Annotated in this window: 13 protein-coding genes; 12 read left to right on the forward strand and 1 reads right to left on the reverse strand. The window is 50.2% G+C overall.

Annotation, left to right across the window (positions count from 1 at the left end):
- Positions 1 to 3: 3 nt before the first annotated feature.
- The 11 genes from FCL45_RS22355 to FCL45_RS22405 all read left to right on the forward strand — a co-directional run bounded on the left by FCL45_RS22355 (position 4) and on the right by FCL45_RS22405 (position 15,558).
- Entirely contained in the window at positions 4 to 633 is a 630-nt protein-coding gene (locus FCL45_RS22355) for a histidine phosphatase family protein (protein WP_167495634.1), read from the forward strand.
- Positions 630 to 1,814 carry a glycosyltransferase family protein gene (locus tag FCL45_RS22360; protein ID WP_136795566.1) on the forward strand — a complete coding sequence of 395 codons (1,185 nt, stop codon included), beginning with the start codon at positions 630 to 632 and terminating at the stop codon, positions 1,812 to 1,814. Before FCL45_RS22355 ends, FCL45_RS22360 begins: the two co-directional genes overlap by 4 nt.
- Positions 1,814 to 2,611 carry a polysaccharide deacetylase family protein gene (locus FCL45_RS22365; protein WP_136795567.1) on the forward strand — a complete coding sequence of 266 codons (798 nt, stop codon included), beginning with the start codon at positions 1,814 to 1,816 and terminating at the stop codon, positions 2,609 to 2,611. The genes FCL45_RS22360 and FCL45_RS22365 overlap by 1 nt, the downstream gene beginning before the upstream one ends.
- A 280-nt stretch (positions 2,612 to 2,891) precedes the next feature.
- Entirely contained in the window at positions 2,892 to 3,554 is a 663-nt protein-coding gene (locus FCL45_RS22370; protein ID WP_136795568.1) for an ABC transporter permease, read from the forward strand.
- Between the two features lie 145 nt (positions 3,555 to 3,699).
- Positions 3,700 to 4,437 carry an ABC transporter ATP-binding protein gene (locus FCL45_RS22375; protein ID WP_136795569.1) on the forward strand — a complete coding sequence of 246 codons (738 nt, stop codon included), beginning with the start codon at positions 3,700 to 3,702 and terminating at the stop codon, positions 4,435 to 4,437.
- A 36-nt stretch (positions 4,438 to 4,473) separates the two neighbouring features.
- Positions 4,474 to 9,351, forward strand: a complete 4,878-nt coding sequence (locus FCL45_RS22380) for an FtsX-like permease family protein (protein ID WP_136795570.1) — start codon at positions 4,474 to 4,476, stop codon at positions 9,349 to 9,351.
- Positions 9,352 to 11,352 carry a DUF6785 family protein gene (locus FCL45_RS22385; protein ID WP_136795571.1) on the forward strand — a complete coding sequence of 667 codons (2,001 nt, stop codon included), beginning with the start codon at positions 9,352 to 9,354 and terminating at the stop codon, positions 11,350 to 11,352.
- A 25-nt stretch (positions 11,353 to 11,377) separates the two neighbouring features.
- Entirely contained in the window at positions 11,378 to 13,336 is a 1,959-nt protein-coding gene (locus FCL45_RS22390) for a peptide transporter (protein ID WP_136795572.1), read from the forward strand.
- Positions 13,337 to 13,609: 273 nt separating this feature from the next.
- A complete protein-coding gene (locus tag FCL45_RS22395; protein ID WP_136795573.1) occupies positions 13,610 to 14,215 on the forward strand; it encodes a hypothetical protein in 606 nt (201 codons plus the stop codon).
- A 31-nt stretch (positions 14,216 to 14,246) separates the two neighbouring features.
- Positions 14,247 to 15,209: a hypothetical protein gene (locus FCL45_RS22400; RefSeq protein WP_136795574.1), complete on the forward strand. Its 963-nt coding sequence runs from the start codon at positions 14,247 to 14,249 to the stop codon at positions 15,207 to 15,209.
- Positions 15,210 to 15,249: 40 nt separating this feature from the next.
- A complete protein-coding gene (locus tag FCL45_RS22405) occupies positions 15,250 to 15,558 on the forward strand; it encodes a PqqD family protein (protein WP_167495635.1) in 309 nt (102 codons plus the stop codon).
- 50 nt (positions 15,559 to 15,608) lie between these two features.
- Here FCL45_RS22405 and FCL45_RS22410 read toward each other — a convergent pair whose 3' ends face one another.
- Positions 15,609 to 16,445, reverse strand: a complete 837-nt coding sequence (locus FCL45_RS22410) for a uracil-DNA glycosylase (protein ID WP_136795576.1) — start codon at positions 16,443 to 16,445, stop codon at positions 15,609 to 15,611.
- Positions 16,446 to 16,745: 300 nt separating this feature from the next.
- On the opposite strand from FCL45_RS22410, the gene FCL45_RS22415 reads away from it, so the two are divergent.
- Entirely contained in the window at positions 16,746 to 17,117 is a 372-nt protein-coding gene (locus tag FCL45_RS22415) for a helix-turn-helix domain-containing protein (RefSeq protein WP_136795577.1), read from the forward strand.
- The last annotated feature ends 151 nt before the right edge of the window (positions 17,118 to 17,268 follow it).

Genomic DNA, 17,268 nt, shown 5'->3' on the forward strand with positions numbered 1-17,268 from the left:
GTCATGGATTTATCATCTCGTAGCACTTTCAAATACGGCCTGTTCAGACATGGGGAAACAACCTGGAATAAAGAAAAGCGAGTCCAGGGCCACGGCGACTCACCTCTTACCGACAAGGGAATCGCTACCCTCAGGCAGTGGGCTGTGCAGCTTCAGCGCCAGAACTGGCAGCATATCCTCTGCAGCGACCTTGGCAGAGTGCAGCAGTCGGTCGGGATACTGAATGAAATACTCAAGCTGCCAGTCACCACTGACCAGAATCTCCGGGAACAGAACTGGGGGAAATGGGAAGGGATGAGGGTTAAGGATGTGTACCAGCAGTTCCCTGAGGAACTTGGGCTTCAAGTCAAAAGGGGCTGGGATTTCCAGGCACCTGGAGGCGAGAGCCGTAGGGCGGTACGTGATCGCCTTTTTCAAGCCCTGCTCAATCACCGGCTCAGCAACCCGGCAGACAACACCCTGGTAGTCTGTCATCTGGGTGTCATAAAGTGTGCCATCTATGCTATTGCAAATCGAAAATTTATGGAGGATGAGCCACCTCTCCTGCAAAAGGACACTATGCATACTATCGCCTACCACAAAAATTATACCCTCGGCCAACTCAACATTCCCCTGGAGCAAGACGAGTCATGAGCTCATTGAGAATTGCCTATTACTGTCAGCATGTACTTGGAATCGGTCATGTACACCGCAGTATTGCAATTTGCCAGGCTCTGGCGCTTCGTCATGAGGTCACCCTGATTCTTGGCGGACCTGCGGTCTCGGAAATTCCTGATACGCTCTCAGTTTTTCAGCTTCCCGGCCTGAAAATGGATGCCGAGTTTAAGAATCTGCAACCAGTCGACAACGACCTCGAACTCAGCGATGTCAAAAAACTGCGACTCGCAAATTTAAGACAATTTTTCACCGACTGGGCCCCAGAGATCTTCATCGTCGAGCTGTATCCGTTTGGCAGAAAAGCCTTTCGCTTTGAACTCGATCCATTGCTCAGGGACATCCGCAATGGCCTCTACAATCCTGATTGCAAATGTTATATCAGCTTACGGGATATCCTTGTCGAACGCCCTGATGACAAAGAAAAATTTGAAGCACGGGCGCTTGACACCACAAACAGTTTGTTTGATGGGCTGCTCATTCATTCAGATCCTGAAGTCATTACGCTTGATGAAACGTTTTCAAGGTATAATGATATTACGATCCCTATCGCCTATACCGGGTTTGTGACCAAAAGTTATCAGCCGGGTTTTCGTCCCAAACTTCGCCATGAATTGGGATTGGGAGGTAAAGATAAACTTATTGTCGTCAGCATTGGCGGCGGCAATGTAGGGTCACAGCTCCTGAAGCTCAGTCTTGCCGCGTTTAATCAACTGCCAGATGATGAGTATTTTTATCATCTGGTCGCGTTTGCCGGCCCGTATCTGGATGAACATATTTTCCAGACTCTCAGTGCAGAGCTTCCTGAGCGGGCGACACTGCTCCGCTTCAGCAACAGGTTTCAGGACTGGTTACAGGCGGCCGATCTTTCCATCTCCATGGCCGGGTACAACACCTGCATGGATATTGTACAGTGCGGCGTTCCAGCCATCGTTTTACCTTTTGCGCAAAACCAGGAACAAAGATTTCGTGCAGAGCGGCTCAGCACAAAGGGTGCTATAAAGGTTTTAACCAACGATGAACTGGTAGCTGAGAATTTGCAGGACCTCATGCGGCTGATGACACTACTGCCCAGGACACGTTCAACAATAGACCTGGATGGTGCCAACAATACTCTGGCCATTATTGAAACCTTCCATCAAAAAGTTGGGCGAACCTGATGAATTACACTATCCCGATTCTTTACCAGAAAGAAATCCCCAACCTCTCAAACAGATTAGGAACGATCTTTGACCAGGCAATTGACAACTGGCAAAGATCTGCTGCCCATGATGCCAAAATACGGGTCTTCTTCCGGGCAGATGATATCGGCGTTCCCTCGAAGAAGTTCACAAAACTCATTCAGCTTTTCCAAAAACATTACATGCCACTCTGCCTTGCTGTAGTGCCGGCCTGGCTCACTGCCCGGCGAACCCGGGAACTTCTCAGCCTAACCGGCTCAGACGATTCACAATGGTGCTGGCATCAACATGGCAGATTACATAAAAATTTTGAACCATCGGGTAAAAAACAGGAATTCGGTCCTGCCCGCTCGCGGGAAGAGGTAGGCCATCATCTCGAACTGGGCCAGAGCCGTTTACAGGAGCTGCTGCAGGATAAGTTTTCTCCCTATTTTACCCCGCCCTGGAATCGTTGCAGCCTGGACACCGCCCAGATTCTGAAATCCCTCAATTTTAATGCGATATCGCGGTTTACAGGAGCACAACCTGATTTCACAGACACTATTGCCGGTATTGATGTCAATGTCGACCTCCATACCGGAAAAGAGAACTCATCCGAGCGTGCTGCCGACAAGTTGTTCGACCAGCTCCACACTGCTCTTGGCAGCGGCTACTGTGGTATAATGATCCATCATCAGCTGATGAACGATCATGCCTTTCATCTGCTTGATCTGCTGCTCACTGAAGTTGCGCAAAAAAACACGTGCGAGCCATGCCTCTTTCAGGACTTTTCATAAGAGACATCACACATAGGAATACTCACATAAGCCGCTCTGGTTCAGCGACACCAACTGCCGCTGAGTGAATACCTATATTCACCTGCTATAGGTATTCACTGTTTCAAAAAAACCAGCCAGATCGAAATACAGATAACTTAAACTAAACCGTACAGATAAAGGCTTATTGACAACCGGGCCTGCCACCTTAGTTTATTGCTAACGTGCAGGGATGTTGAATAACCACACTGCGATGAGCGAACAAACCATCGTTACCTGATACCGGCATGAGGCTCTCACCATGGCAGAGAACATTCACCGCATTGTCAGTTTACCACTGGGGAAGTCTATACAGATTGCCTTTCAGTCAATAAAGGTTCGCTTTTTTCGTTCTCTCATCACCACAACCAGCCTGGTTCTGGCCGTTGCCTTTCTCTGCTTCATTTTTACCGGTAATGATCTCGCTGAAAGTCTGCTGCAATCGGGCGAGCCAAACAACATTCAACAGCTGCAAAATGCCGGGTACGACATTAAACCAGGTCAATCCGCCCTCGGCACTTCAGCGAAACAGCGCTGGATAGTTTTCCTCTCCCTGCTGGTCTGTGTTGTCGGAATTGTCAACGCCCAGCTGATGTCGGTTACCGAACGATTCAGAGAAATTGGCACGTTGAAATGCCTGGGAGCTCTCGACAGCATTATAGTTCGACTTTTTGTCCTTGAAGCAATCATGCAGGGAGTTACCGGTTCACTGGCAGGAGTTGTACTTGGCGTTATTGCAGCTGTAACCAATGGGTTGTTTCGTTTTGGCTTAACCATTTTTGCCAACTTTCCCGTTTCGGATCTGCTCGTCAGTATGGGCATCACCCTGGCAACCGGTACCGTGCTCAGCCTGCTTGGCGTGCTTTACCCCGCTCTGCTGGCAGCAAAAATGCAACCTGTCGACGCCATGAGGGTGGAACAATGATCTTGCCAATGATAGCCGATACGAAACCGGCCGACTGTGGCCCAGGGTGAACATTCTGAAAACTTAATAATCGCAAAAGGTTGATAGATTTACAGGTGTTCAAGAGGAATTCGGGCTAACCCATAAATAGAAAAGGCTCAGCAGCATGACTAAAAAGCATATCGTCCGCGTTACCGGAGTTACCAAGGACTTCGATTTGGGCAAACATGTCATACAAGTTCTCAAGGGCATAGATCTGGAAATCGAGACGGGAAAGTATATTTCTATAATGGGCCCTTCCGGCTCAGGCAAATCAACTCTTTTCAACATGATAGGTGGGCTGGATAAGCCCAGTGGCGGCAAGGTTTTCATCGACGAGGTAGATATCGCTCAGCTGGACGCGTATGAACTTGCCTGGCTCAGGTGTCGTAAAATCGGCTATATCTTTCAAACCTTCAACCTGATCCCGGTTATGACGGCACTCGAAAATGTTACTATCCCCATGACCTTTGCCGGAGCATCACATGATGATTCCCTGGAGCGAGGGATGGAGTTATTGGAACTGGTAGGCCTGGAGAACAGACACAGCCATCGGCCTTCTGAGCTTTCCGGTGGCCAGCAGCAACGTGTCGCGGTTGCCCGGGCACTTGCAAATAACCCCTCAATAATTCTTGCCGATGAGCCCACCGGCAATCTCGATCTGAAAACAGGCGAAGACATTATCAAGCTGCTCAAGGAACTCAGCACCGCCTATGGGGTTACCGTTATTTCTGCTACCCATGATTATAAGATGCTCAATGTTTCCGATCAGGTGGTCTGGATTCGTGACGGCAGGATAGACAAAATTCAGGAACGATCTGAACTGGAAATTAAAACTGGAGGGTTGGAAAGTTCCAACTCGTAAAAGAAACTACCCGAATTGATCTTGTTGAGGATTCGTATGCAGCGATTCTCCCATCTTCATATAGCCACGCTGCTGCAGTTGATATGTGGCGCTCTGCTGCTCTTTGCACCGGAAGCTCAGAGCTCTGCCCAATCAGCAGGGCCTGAATTTATACGAGAAACACTCAACAAAGTCAGCACATTTTCCAGTAGAGCCATAGGCAGCGAAGGTGTCGAATCTGCTGCCCGCCTGATAGAAGATCATTTCATCTCTCTGGGTCTCAAACCCGAAAGTCATAATTTTGAGATTACCTCACGTCAATCCCGGGGGGCCACCATCAATTTCAAGGGAGTGACGCACCCTCTCCACCCCTTTCCTAATAACGCCATCACCCCGGGCGCCACTGGTGAAAAAGACGGTACCCTTGAGGGACCACTCTACTACGTAGGAAAAGGTTCACTCGAAGAGTTGAACGGCAAGGATATTGCCGGCGCTATCGTCCTGATGGAGTTCAATTCATCACGTAACTGGCAGACTCTCGCCAGCCTTGGCGCCCGCGCTCTCATTTTTATCGATAGGGAGGCCACCCGCGCCAGCTTCTACTTTTGGGAAAAACAGGAACTCTCTCCTTTGCAATTTCCCTGTTTCTGGCTTGATGAAGGGATGACCGAGACCATTTTCGGTAATAGCCTGCCCGGCCAGGCCGATGGCGGTAAAATTGCCGATTCCGTTACCCTCACTGCTGACATAGCCTGGAAAAATGGAATCACCAGAAATATCTATGCAGTTATCAACGGCAGCGATGAGGACTTGCAGGATGAGCTTCTCATAATCGAAGCTTTTTATGATACGCCCGAGTTTGTTACAGGCCGCGCGCCCGGGGCCGATGCCGCACTCTCGCTTGCCACCCTGCTCTATCTTGCCGAGGAGCTGGTTGAAAATCCGCCGGCCAGATCCGTGCTGCTGGTTGCTACCAGCGGCCATGCCCAATCCCTTGCCGGTATGCGGGAGATGATCTGGTCCCTTGATACGCGCTCCAGAGAACTGCGCAACACCCGTCGGGAACTGGAAAAAGATATCAAGACGCTTGAGGAACAAAGCGCTCTCCTCCGAAGCCTTGAATTCCCGCTCGGCGAGGATAAAGAACGAGATAAGGTGCTGGCCCAGATCATCAATAAACACCTCAAGTATCAGATTGACACTATCTCTCGCGATCTTATGCAATTGCGTTTAGCCGGAGATCGTGAGAAATACCGATCAGAGATAGCCACGCAGGCCACCACACGTTTTGCACTCAGGCAATTGAGCTGGGCCGAAACATTTCATGATCTTGACACAGGTGGTGAAGAAACTCTTCAATCCATTATTCCGGATGCACTCTCCGATAACCAGGAACTACTCTCTCAGCTGAACATTCAATACCAGAACCTCATCAGCGCCACCCGCTTCAGGCAGACGGTCAGGGGATTTGATATTGCCGCAGTTGTCAGCCTGCATCTCTCGAGTCATGGTAGCGGAGTTGGCGGGTTTCATCGCGGCTGGCTCTATAAGCTTAAACCAACCATCAATCGCACGGGAATCTATTCAACCATCGCCGATGTACTCAAGGAAGCCGGCGAAGCGTCCCCCGCCAGCTACAACTATTATGACACCTTGCGCCCGGGACGGCTGAGACCTTGGGACTCCTGGTTTCTTGACAACCCGCAGCTTGGAGGTGAAGTAAGCTCCCTCGCCGGATTTATAGGCATCAGTCTGGTGACCGTCGGTGACGGTCGATTATCATGGGGCACGCCATGGGATACAGTGGACAAAGTCGACCTGACCAACGGTTCCAACCAGGCAGCACTGGTGGCCGATCTCGTTTACGGCCTGGCCAGGGCTCCAACCCTAAACTCCGGCAGGTTGCCAAGAGATGGGCTGGCGGATGCCACCGCCAGGACAAACCTGCTGCTGCAAGGCGAGTTATTTGCCGATTTTCCCGCGGCCGGAACGACCATCCTCGCCTATCAGGGGCTCAATCGTTTCTACGCCACCGTTGATGGTCGCGGGCAATTTCAGATTCGTGGTCTCGCCGACAAAAAGAACGTCTTTGACAAGCTGATCATCGAAGGCTACAAATTCGATCCCAAGAGTGGTAGCGTTATCTGGGCTATCGATAAAAACACGACCGGCAAGAACAATTATCGTCTGAAAATGCTCAGAAAATCGATGCGTACCGACCTGGTCATGTTCAATAGCCGGGAAACAACATTCTTCGACTTGCTTGAGCCTCGCAATTTTCAGTACATGACGAAATTGCAACTCTACGACGGTCGTCGTGACGCGCCACCACAGCATTTCTGGTATAGTCGAATCGATACCAGAAAATCAAACATCGCCTCAATTTATCTCGAGCCTGGCGCCCTGCTCAAGATGACGCTTTCAGATACCATCCTTACCACCAAAATGATTCTCACCAATGGCACTGAGGATCGGCCTCTGGGGTTAGGGTACCCTGTCAATGACTACAGCAAACTTCCCAACACCACGCTCCATGCCGCCCACGATGCCTGGTCACTCTTGCAGCCAAGAATAAGAAACCTCGAATCCCACGGTATATTTGATGAAAAAATCAATGGACTGGAGCAAAGGGGCATCGAGGCCCTCAAAACCAGCCAAAATGGTTTTGCCGCACTCAACTACTCCATCGGCAGAGAAAAAGCCTCTGAATCTCTGGCCATTGCTTCCCGTGTATATTCCCAGATTGAAAAAAGCCAGAAAGACGTATTATTCGGAGTACTGTTCTACATCGCTCTCTTTATTCCCTTCGCTTTTTGCATGGAGCGTTTTCTTTTTAACTTCAATAATATCTATAAACGAATACTCGGGTTCAGTGGTATTCTCATCGTCCTGATTGCCATTATTTACCAGGTACACCCGGCCTTTCAGCTCACCTACAGCCCACTTGTGGTAATACTCGCCTTTTTTATAATAGGCCTGTCACTTATGGTCACCCTTATCATCTTCTTTCGGTTCGAAAAAGAGATGGCACTGCTGCAGCAGCGGTCCACCCATAAACGACCGGATGAGATCAGTCGCTGGAAAGCATTTGTGGCGGCATTCTTCCTCGGCGTCTCCAATCTCAGGAGGAGAAGACTCAGGACTATTCTTACCTGCACCACCCTGATTATTCTCACCTTCACCATAATGAGCTTTACCACCATCAAATCCAATCGTGAAGAAAACAGGCTCCAGCTCCAGCCACAGGCACCGTACCAGGGATTGCTGCTCAAAAAGCTGAACTGGGCAAGTCTGCCGCCACAGGCCACTGACATCCTGGTCAACTCGATGAAATCGATCGAGCAACCTGCCACCCGCGTATGGCTTGAGGCGGGTAACCCATCACAAACCATCCATGCCCCCCTGGTCCGTGATGGACGAGACGCATCCATACAGGGATTAATAGGCCTTACCGCCCAGGAACCTTCGGTGACCGGCCTGGATTACATCCTTACCAGTGGCAGATGGTTCACCGATGATGACAACTCTGTAATTTTACTTGAAGATGATACCGCCAGGCGGCTCGGGATCGATCCGTCTGTCATGAGAGACAAGCTGACATACAAGGTTAAACTCTGGGGGGCAGACTTTACCGTTGTCGGCACCTTTTCGGCAGAAAAACTTGAAAAGGCCATAGACCTCAATGGTGAGCCCCTGACTCCGGTCACGTTCCCCCAGGAAGCCGGGGCAACAACCACAGAAACAGAGCAGGAAGCGCTTGAATCCGGTGAAGACATCAGGCTCTTTCAAAGCCGATATACCCATATTCCAGCGAGCCAGGTCGCCATTATCCCTGCGAATTCCCTCCTGGCTGCAGGCGGCAGCTTAAAGAGTATCGCAGTTAAGCCAGAGTCCGGCGAGGCGATAGACAAACTGGCAAAAGAGCTGTCTGACCGTTTCAGCCTGGCCATTTTCACCGGTGAGAACGACGGAGTCTTTCTCTACAACGTCAGTGATACCATCAATTACAGTGGTGTTCCCAATATCATTGTACCGCTTCTCATCTCCGTGCTGATCGTACTGAACACCATGATCAGCTCTGTTTACGAACGAAAAAACGAAATAGCAATCTATACTTCCGTCGGCCTTGCACCCTCGCACGTAGCGTTTCTGTTTGTGGCTGAGGCTATTGCCCTGGCAGTAATCTCCGTCGTACTCGGCTATGTGATAGCTCAAGTCTCTGCATTCCTCTTATCACACACCACACTCTGGCAGGGCATAACGGTCAATTATTCATCGCTGGCCGGTGTTGCTGCCATGGCCCTGGTAATTCTGGTGGTTCTGGTCTCAGTTATCTACCCTGCCAAAGTTGCTTCGCGAATAGCGATACCCGACGTAGAACGCACCTTTACCTTGCCCCAACCTGTCAATAACACCATCTCCGTAACATTACCATTTCTCATGAAATATCATGAACATGAAAGTATTGGCGGCTTCATTCACGAATATTTCACAGGGCATCAGGATATCTCACACGGCATTTTCTCAACCGGCCCTGTAGATGTCATTTTCAGCTGTTCAACCCTGGACGAACTGCGCCAGATGGTAGACAATTCATCAAAACCGAGTGAACTTCTATGCCTGCACCTGCGCGCCAACGTCTGGCTTGCACCTTTTGATTTTGGCATAATGCAACTTGTTGATGTTCAATTCTGTCCAGCCCAGGAGGGACGTGAGTATCTGTCCATCAAAGTAACTCTCAAGCGTAAATCCGGAGAAGCCCAAATCTGGCGCAGGATTAACACTGTATTCCTTAATGATCTGCGCAAACAGTTGTTGGTCTGGCGATCCCTTACCCCTGAAGAGCATGCTGATCTTGCCGCAGCATTCCAACTCGTTTCAGCGGGAAAAGAGTCTGGAACCGAGGGAGCACACATCACCATGGAGACCGCCTGAATGAGCGAAAATTCCACAGCCAGAGATGCTCTCCCTATCAGGTTTCGGGCGCCATTGCTCGGGCTTGTCATGGCTATCGGCATTTGCGCCATTACCCCGTTCAATAACATTTACCTCCAGGCTACTCCATTAGGCGGCGGGCACTTCCCCCTCGCACCCTTTTTTGTTTTCCTTCTGCTGTCTCTTCTCGTCTACCTGCTCGGCAAGATCCACTCATCACTGCAAATTCTCACCGGTGTGGAGTTGCTCATCGTCTGGATGCAGATGGTTATCGGCTCCGGAATAGCCTACACAGGCCTGGCACGGACATTTTTAATCAATTTGACCGCACCGTATCATTACGCCACCCTGGGCAACCGCTGGCAACAGACACTTCATCCGCTGCTTCCACCAGCGCTCAGCCCCACCGATCCTGAATCCATAGAGCTCCTATACACGGGTATTCCGGGTGGCCGTGGTATGGGATGGTTTGAACTTGCCGGGCAGATTCCCTGGGTAGACTGGTTGAAGCCCTTGTTACTCTGGAGTGTGTTTATCTTTCTCAGTTACGGAGTCATGATTTGCCTGGTGAATCTCATTTCACGACAATGGATCCACAATGAGCGTATGAATTTTCCATTGCTCAAGGTACCACAAACCATCAGCAGCGCCCTGGACAACAATGAATTTGGTGCGCTCTTTTTCAATAAGTTCCTGATCGCCGGCATCAGCCTGCCAGTGTTCCTGCATCTCATCAATGGCCTCAGTGTTTATTATCCAACTATCCCTCCGATACCAACCTTACTGCTGGCTGCACCCTATATAGCAGAAAGCGGTCTGCTGGTTGGATTCAGTAAACTCAAACTCTATTTTTATCCTGCCTTCATAGGCTTCGCCTTTCTCACCTCCCGCCAGATCTCTTTCTCTTTCTGGTTCTTTTTTCTGATTGGCGGGCTGTTCTTTGGAGTGCTGAACCTGCTCGGCTACTCCATCCCTCAATCGGAACTCGGCATTACCTTTGGCCCAACCCTGACACGCCCGGAAGAAATGCAGATGATCGGTGCCTATGGAGTGTTTTTTCTGTTTCTGGTCTGGCTTGCCCGTCATCACCTGTTGACGGTAACCAAACAATCATTCCTGCTGATGCCACCATCAGCCGTTCGCTCCGAGTGGTTTGATGTCCGCTTATCGTTTTGGGGACTTTTTCTGGGAGGAGCCGGCATAATAGCCTGGTACGTCTGGTTGGGGATGAACGTCGTCACCGCGGGTCTGCTGGTTGGCGCATTCTTCATGATCAGCCTGGTCGCAGCCCGCATTATCTGCCAGGGTGGTCTGGCCTATTTTACCCTGACCGCCGCTCCCATGGATGGCCTCATTGCCCTGTTCGGTACCAAGCTCTTTGCCGGCACCGGAGGTCTACTGGCCGGCATGAGCCAGAAAGCTCTTTTTGTCGACTTACGCGAATCCCTCATGCCCTCCCTGGTTCATGGCAGGAGTATTCATCAGAATCGTCAACCGGCATTCATACTCTTCGGTTCACTTGTATTGACCATACTACTCAGCACCGTTGCCTCAGTAGTTGCCATGATGCTGCTCTGCTATCGATTCGGCATCAGGGAGCTCCAGCTCGAATGGGCAAATCGGACGACACTGGCGGTTTTTGAAAACATTAACAGACTCATCTCCGCACCAGTGGAGTCCGGAACCTGGGTCTTTATCTTCGCCTTGATCGGTGCGCTCATCATGCTGGTGCTGGTTGTCTGCTACCACCGGCTCTACTGGTGGCCAATTCACCCCATCGGCTACCTTACCGCATATAGCTCAGCGATGCGTATCCTCTGGGTCAGCTTTTTTATTGGCTGGGCATGCAATGCCCTCTGCATGCGCTATGGCGGGATACACCTGTTTCGAAAGCTGCAGTTCTTCTTCATTGGCCTGATTATCGGAGACTTCCTGATGGGCGGGGGCTGGGCTATTGTCGGCCTGTATACCGGTACCAGCTACAAGGTGCTGCCCGATTAGCTTTAAATAATACAATTACGCGACCATGTATGATGACAAGGAATTAAAAGAATATCGGGATCTGCTTCCACCGCCAACCCACTTTGAGGAGGGTTTTGACTGGAAGACCATCATCGGCGCCATCTTCATCGGCTTCCTGATGATGCCCGGTTCCATGTACCTGCAGCTTGTCATCGGCCAGGGTATTGGTCCTGCCGCCCGCTGGGTTACCATCATACTCTTTGCCGAAATCGCTAAGCGTGCCCACTCCGACCTTAAACAACAGGAAATTTTCCTGCTTTATTATATGGCAGGTGCCGCACTTGCCTCCCCTTTTTCCGGTTTGCTATGGAACCAGTACCTGGTTCAATCTGATGCATCACGCATGCTCGGAGTCACCGAGTTCATTCCCACCTGGGTGGCACCGGGCGCTGACTCTGCCTCCATGGTTGAGCGGACCTTTTTCCATCGTGACTGGCTGATCCCTATATTGCTGTTGGTCGGCTCCCAGATCATTCAGCGCATCGATCACTTTGGTCTCGGTTACGCGTTGTACAGGATAACTTCGGATGTGGAACGGCTGCCTTTTCCAATGGCACCTGTTGCCGCTCTCGGCACAATGGCGCTGGCCGAGTCGACAGAAGAGCGTGAAAAAAGCTGGAAATGGCGGGTATTTTCCATCGGCGGAATGATTGGACTTATTTTCGGGAGCATCTATGTGGTGCTGCCCATCATCACCGGACTCATTTTCACAGAACAGATCCGACTGATTCCCATCCCCTGGATAGAACTGACCAGTTACACCGAAGGCTTCCTTCCCGCAGTGGCAACGGGGCTGCAGCTCGACCTCGGCCTCATGTTCGTAGGCATGGTTCTCCCCTTCTGGGCAGTAATTGGCGGGCTTATCGGTTTGATAATTACCATCATTCTCAACCCGCTCCTCTATTCATGGGGCATTCTTGAACGATGGCATCCGGGCATGGCCACGGTAGACACCGTATTTGCCAATAATTTTGATTTTTATATGAGCTTCGGCATCGGTCTGGGCCTTGCGATTGGCTGCATCGGTGTCTGGTCGGTTGTCCGCTCGTTCAGAGCCGGCAAAGACCAGCGCGGTTCACTGCACGATCTTTTCAACCCGCCTCCGGGGAGGGGGGATTTCAACTTCTGGATATCCATCGCTATCTATCTATTTTCCACCCTAGCCTACGTTGGGCTCTGTGTCTGGCTGGTACCGTCATTCCCCTGGATTTTCTTCCTTGCCTATGGCTTTATCTACACCCCGATAATCAGTTACATAACCGCACGCATGGAAGGAATAGCCGGCCAGTTTGTCAGCCTGCCACTGGTACGAGAGGCGAGTTTCATTGCCGGGGCACGTTTTTTCGGCTATCAGGGCATCGAGATCTGGTACGCCCCTATCCCTATCCACAATTACGGTGAAGCAACCGTACAATTCAGGCAGATAGAACTGACCGGTACCTCGATCCGTGGAATCATCAAAGCAGAGCTGCTGGTTTTCCCTGTGGTGATGATCGCCAGCCTGATGTTTTCCCAGTTTATCTGGCGACTGGCTCCCATCCCATCTGCCAGCTATCCTTTCGCCCAGGAACTCTGGCATCTCCAAGCCCTGAATACTTTACTGATGCAGACCTCCACCCTGGAAGGCAACTCCATGTTCTACCAGGCGCTGGACGGCTCAACCATCTTTACCGGTCTTGGCTTTGGTCTGCTGATGTATATGATGCTCAGTTTTCTGGGACTTCCTATACTGCTCATTTACGGTGTAGTGCGTGGCCTTGGCCAATCAACTCCTCACGGTATGGTCCTTGAAGTCGCCGGCGCTCTGCTGGGAAGATATTTTTTCCTGAAAAAATTCGGGCCGATGTGGCGTCAGTATGCACCGGTGCTCCTTGCAGGGTTTTCATGTGGCATGGGGCTATCCGGCATGTTCGCCATGGGTTTCGCCCTTATCATGAAATCCCTCAACTATATGGCGTACTAGCTGCTCTCCACCGTTGTCCGGGGCCTGCAGCAGCCAGGTGAACCGACTGAACAGGTTGTGCCCCTTCATTCATTGTTCGATTTACAGCCACAATACATTGTCTTGACATGATGGTCCGATATGAGCATATTTGATATAGAGCTCTGGAAATACAGCAGATTCAAGCCCATTTGATTATATCTCATCCTAATCTCGCACCAACTTCATCAATGGGCAGCACATTTCTTACCGCTCTTATCCACATATAGCCTTAACGAGCCTGCAGGAGTGATTATGTCAAAACTCTATATACTGACCCTTTTATCAACGCTGACGATCTTCACCCTTTCTTACTCTGGTGCATCGCTTGCAACATCTGAGGTACCACTCGGGGTTGGCGGCTTTGCCCTCGGTAATAATATTGACAACTACCCGGACCTGATGGAGACCAATTACCTCCAGGAGACAGTCGTTACCGACTGGAGAGGGTTTCGTAAAGGTGTCCTCAGCTACGGGACCTGCAAATACAACAGGCAGATCCTCAAAATACAAATGAAGTACGTCGATTCAAGCCAGGACTTTTATGAAACTCTTCTGCAAAAGTTCAAGGCCAAATTTGGGCCCCCGGACGAATGGAAAGGCGATTCGTTTGGCATTCTCAGGAACTGGAAATGGTATTTTACAGACAGTCAGGACAGATCTGTCAGCCTGGTTCTGCAACACAACCTTCGTAACCCCAACGAGACCACTGGTAACATGGTTAAGATTTCCTTTCCACAACTACTCGAGGAAGAGCGACTTTGCTTCAACAGGAAATGCGAGGAAATGAGAAACGACCACGACCGGGAGCGTATTGAAGAGATAAAAAAGCCAGACTGGAAATTTATGATCCCAGACTAAAAAAATTAACCATCGTTTTTTTTATAACATCATGCTGACATTCGATACCACCGAGCCAATCCGGCGAATTGGCTGGAACAATATCCAGCTTGAACTTCCCAGTGGCTGGGAAACCATCGTATCAGGTGACAGGAACCTGCTCATTGAACAAAACTTCAAGCCGCTCATTGACTTACGCTGGGAAAAAGACAATGGCAGACGCGACCTTTCCGATGTGTTTCTCTCTATCCAGAACGTTCTTGGTAAACGCTCGGGATGCCCAGTGGATAAAGTAGATGTGCCGGATGAGCTTGCCCGGCTTGCCTCCCAGACAGGCTGTATAGCGTTCAGCTGGGCAGCAACAGCTGGACCTCAGTGTCAGGATAGTGAACAAAAAATCAATGGTGTACTCTGGCGTTGCCCGGATTGTGATACTATCGTGATCGGCCAGTTATACAATCACCCGACTATCGGCCTGAACGCACTCGTCTCTGCTCTCGCCTCAATCCGTTGCCACCAAGATGATGCCGACGCCGACGCGAGCGACTCAAGTTATTGGTCAATTCAGGACATCAAATTAACCCTGCCTGCCTCCTGCAGGATGTCAGCTCACTCCTTTCAGGCTGGCCTGACCCGGCTGACTTTTCAGGAAAACGATATGCAGCTTCATTTCTGCCGCCTAGCCCCAGCCAGGCAGAGATTACAACAAGGCTCTATATCTCAATTACTCACCAATCTTCTGGGTAAAGATTCTGAGTACCAGGGGCTCTACGAATCATCTCATCTTTATGAGTGTATAAGTTCTCCACCGCTCACCCAGCAAATGTTGAAGAGATTGAAGCGACAGCATCCATTTCGCTGGGGTCGAATCTGGCATGATGAAGGCTCTAACCGCCTCCTCTCTGTGATTGCAGAAAGCAGCCACCCCATAGACCTCGAAAAGGTCCACAGACTTTGCGATAAATATGAAATTATTGACTCCCGGAAAGAGCACAAAGCCTCAGAGTCCCCCTAAACCGAGCAGATCCGAGGCGCTGGCCTGTGTTCCGGTAATTATGCCCCAGGCCCAGTGGGTTAAACAGGAAAACGGTGATATTCTGGTCGAATACCCCTTTGTTGCCAAGCCACTGTTACAAGCAATTTTCAACCGCTTCAACGGTGCAAATCAACAGAAATTAACCAGAAAACTACAATTGGATGGTCTTGGCAGCCAGGTATGGGCAGCCATCGATGGTGAAAAATCGGTTGCGGAACTTATCAGGGATTTCGCAGAATCCTCAACAATGTCAATGCAGGAAGCGGAATTATCGGTAACGACCTTTCTACGGGAACTGGGAAAGCGAGGCCTCATTCTATTGCGTTAACAACCGCGCTTTTGGACAACAATACTCAACCCCGGTCAGCAGCAACCTGATCATGAGAGGTCAATGCCTAATTGACGCGCCAGCATTTGCAGATCAACCCAGGTCGCGCGTTTCATCTCGGGATTCTGCAGTAAATATGTAGGATGATAGGTTGCTATCAGGGGAATGCGTTTCCCCTCGCCCAGCTGGTAGCTGTGCAATCTGCCACGTAACCGGGAAAGAGACTCAGAACGGTTGAGCAGTGCTTTGGTCGCTATAACCCCCATGGAGAAAATCACTTCAGGTTCTACCGCCATAACCTGGCGCTGCAGATAACCAAAGCAGGCACGGGCATGCTCCGCCTTCGGTTGCTCAGACCTGGCAATGCCGCATTTAATCACATTGGTTATAAATACGTCCTCGGGCTTTATGGTGATAGCGCCCATCATCTTGCCAAGCATCCTGTCCTGCTCTATGCCAAACAGCGTATTACTGACCAGATTATCCGGATTCTCCACCGCCAGCCAGTCACCTACTATTGCAATACGCACCTTTGGCTTGCCGCTACCGGGAACCGCCACAATCCTCTTTTCACCCAAGCCGCACCGCTTACAGTTTTTGACCTCAACCGCAATTTCTTCAAGCAATGCCCCCTTCTGCTCGGCTGTCCTGTTGTCAACTCGAAGTGACGGTGCGGGCGAGGGAGTTTCTATCCCTGTTACGCCGGGGCGAACCGGCTTGCTAACCACAGCCTGAGGTCGCATCTCTTCTGCCAAAGCTGGAGATACAACCCTGGTATTCAGAAATTTCCGGACATCATCACCGGCGGGATAATTCTCGATACCGAGCAGGCTGTGATATTTAAGCGTCGCCTGAATATCCCGAACAATGGAAAAGTGATCTGACATGAAATTTTATTTAAATACGAAGATTGATAGGTGCATTGACTACCACAAGTTGACTGTTACTTTACCACACTGTGTTTACCGGCGCCACTCACTACAAGGTACTACAGATGACCGCTACTACACAGTAGCAATTCCATGCTTTTTTTACAAAAGTACTACAAAAAGAGAAGCATTTTTTATGAGCATATGCTAACGTGATGTGACACGCTGTGGTTGTAATTGTTATGACCTGCTCCTCAAGTTTGCAGTTTTGGTTCCTCCGGGCAGAAACCCCATCACAAGCAATACAAGGACAATGACATGGACAAACAGGAATTCAGGAAGTCTCGCAAAAAACTCGCCAAGACCCAAAAGCAACTCTCCGAATTGTTGGGAATGTCACTAAAAACGATACACAGCTATGAACAGGGCTGGCGGACCATTCCGACCCATATCGAACGCCAGCTTTACTTCCTGCTTATCCATCAACGAGGCCGCAACAACCACCTTACACCGTGCTGGGATAAAAAACAGTGTGATGTGAAGGAGCAGTGTCCGGCATATGAATATCAGTCAGGTCATCTTTGCTGGTTCCTCTGCGGCACCCTCTGCGAATGCACCCAGGACGCTACCAATAAAAGTAAGCTGAGTGTTTGTAGAGAGTGTGAGATCTTCACCTCACTGCTTGATTAATTTCCCATCGTTGTCTGTTTCAGGGCATTGTTCAGTGCCCTGAAACAGAAACCCAATCTTCATCTCCATTGCTTCCGCCAACAATTCCTTCCGGTGTCCTTGCTCTCTTTTCAAGCAATACCTATACTTAAGCCAAAGATTTCGTGATTAC

The sequence above is a fragment of the Desulfosediminicola ganghwensis genome (assembly GCF_005116675.2).
GTDB lineage: Bacteria > Desulfobacterota > Desulfobulbia > Desulfobulbales > Desulfocapsaceae > Desulfopila > Desulfopila ganghwensis.

Coding starts and splice junctions, on each gene's coding strand:
- FCL45_RS22405 (WP_167495635.1), top strand. CDS start 15,250: ATGCCCCAGGCCCAGTGGGTTAAACAGGAAAACGGTGATATTCTGGTC.
- FCL45_RS22390 (WP_136795572.1), top strand. CDS start 11,378: ATGTATGATGACAAGGAATTAAAAGAATATCGGGATCTGCTTCCACCG.
- FCL45_RS22365 (WP_136795567.1), top strand. CDS start 1,814: ATGAATTACACTATCCCGATTCTTTACCAGAAAGAAATCCCCAACCTC.
- FCL45_RS22355 (WP_167495634.1), top strand. CDS start 4: ATGGATTTATCATCTCGTAGCACTTTCAAATACGGCCTGTTCAGACAT.
- FCL45_RS22380 (WP_136795570.1), top strand. CDS start 4,474: ATGCAGCGATTCTCCCATCTTCATATAGCCACGCTGCTGCAGTTGATA.
- FCL45_RS22375 (WP_136795569.1), top strand. CDS start 3,700: ATGACTAAAAAGCATATCGTCCGCGTTACCGGAGTTACCAAGGACTTC.
- FCL45_RS22385 (WP_136795571.1), top strand. CDS start 9,352: ATGAGCGAAAATTCCACAGCCAGAGATGCTCTCCCTATCAGGTTTCGG.
- FCL45_RS22400 (WP_136795574.1), top strand. CDS start 14,247: ATGCTGACATTCGATACCACCGAGCCAATCCGGCGAATTGGCTGGAAC.
- FCL45_RS22415 (WP_136795577.1), top strand. CDS start 16,746: ATGGACAAACAGGAATTCAGGAAGTCTCGCAAAAAACTCGCCAAGACC.
- FCL45_RS22360 (WP_136795566.1), top strand. CDS start 630: ATGAGCTCATTGAGAATTGCCTATTACTGTCAGCATGTACTTGGAATC.
- FCL45_RS22410 (WP_136795576.1), bottom strand. CDS start 16,445: ATGTCAGATCACTTTTCCATTGTTCGGGATATTCAGGCGACGCTTAAA.
- FCL45_RS22370 (WP_136795568.1), top strand. CDS start 2,892: ATGGCAGAGAACATTCACCGCATTGTCAGTTTACCACTGGGGAAGTCT.
- FCL45_RS22395 (WP_136795573.1), top strand. CDS start 13,610: ATGTCAAAACTCTATATACTGACCCTTTTATCAACGCTGACGATCTTC.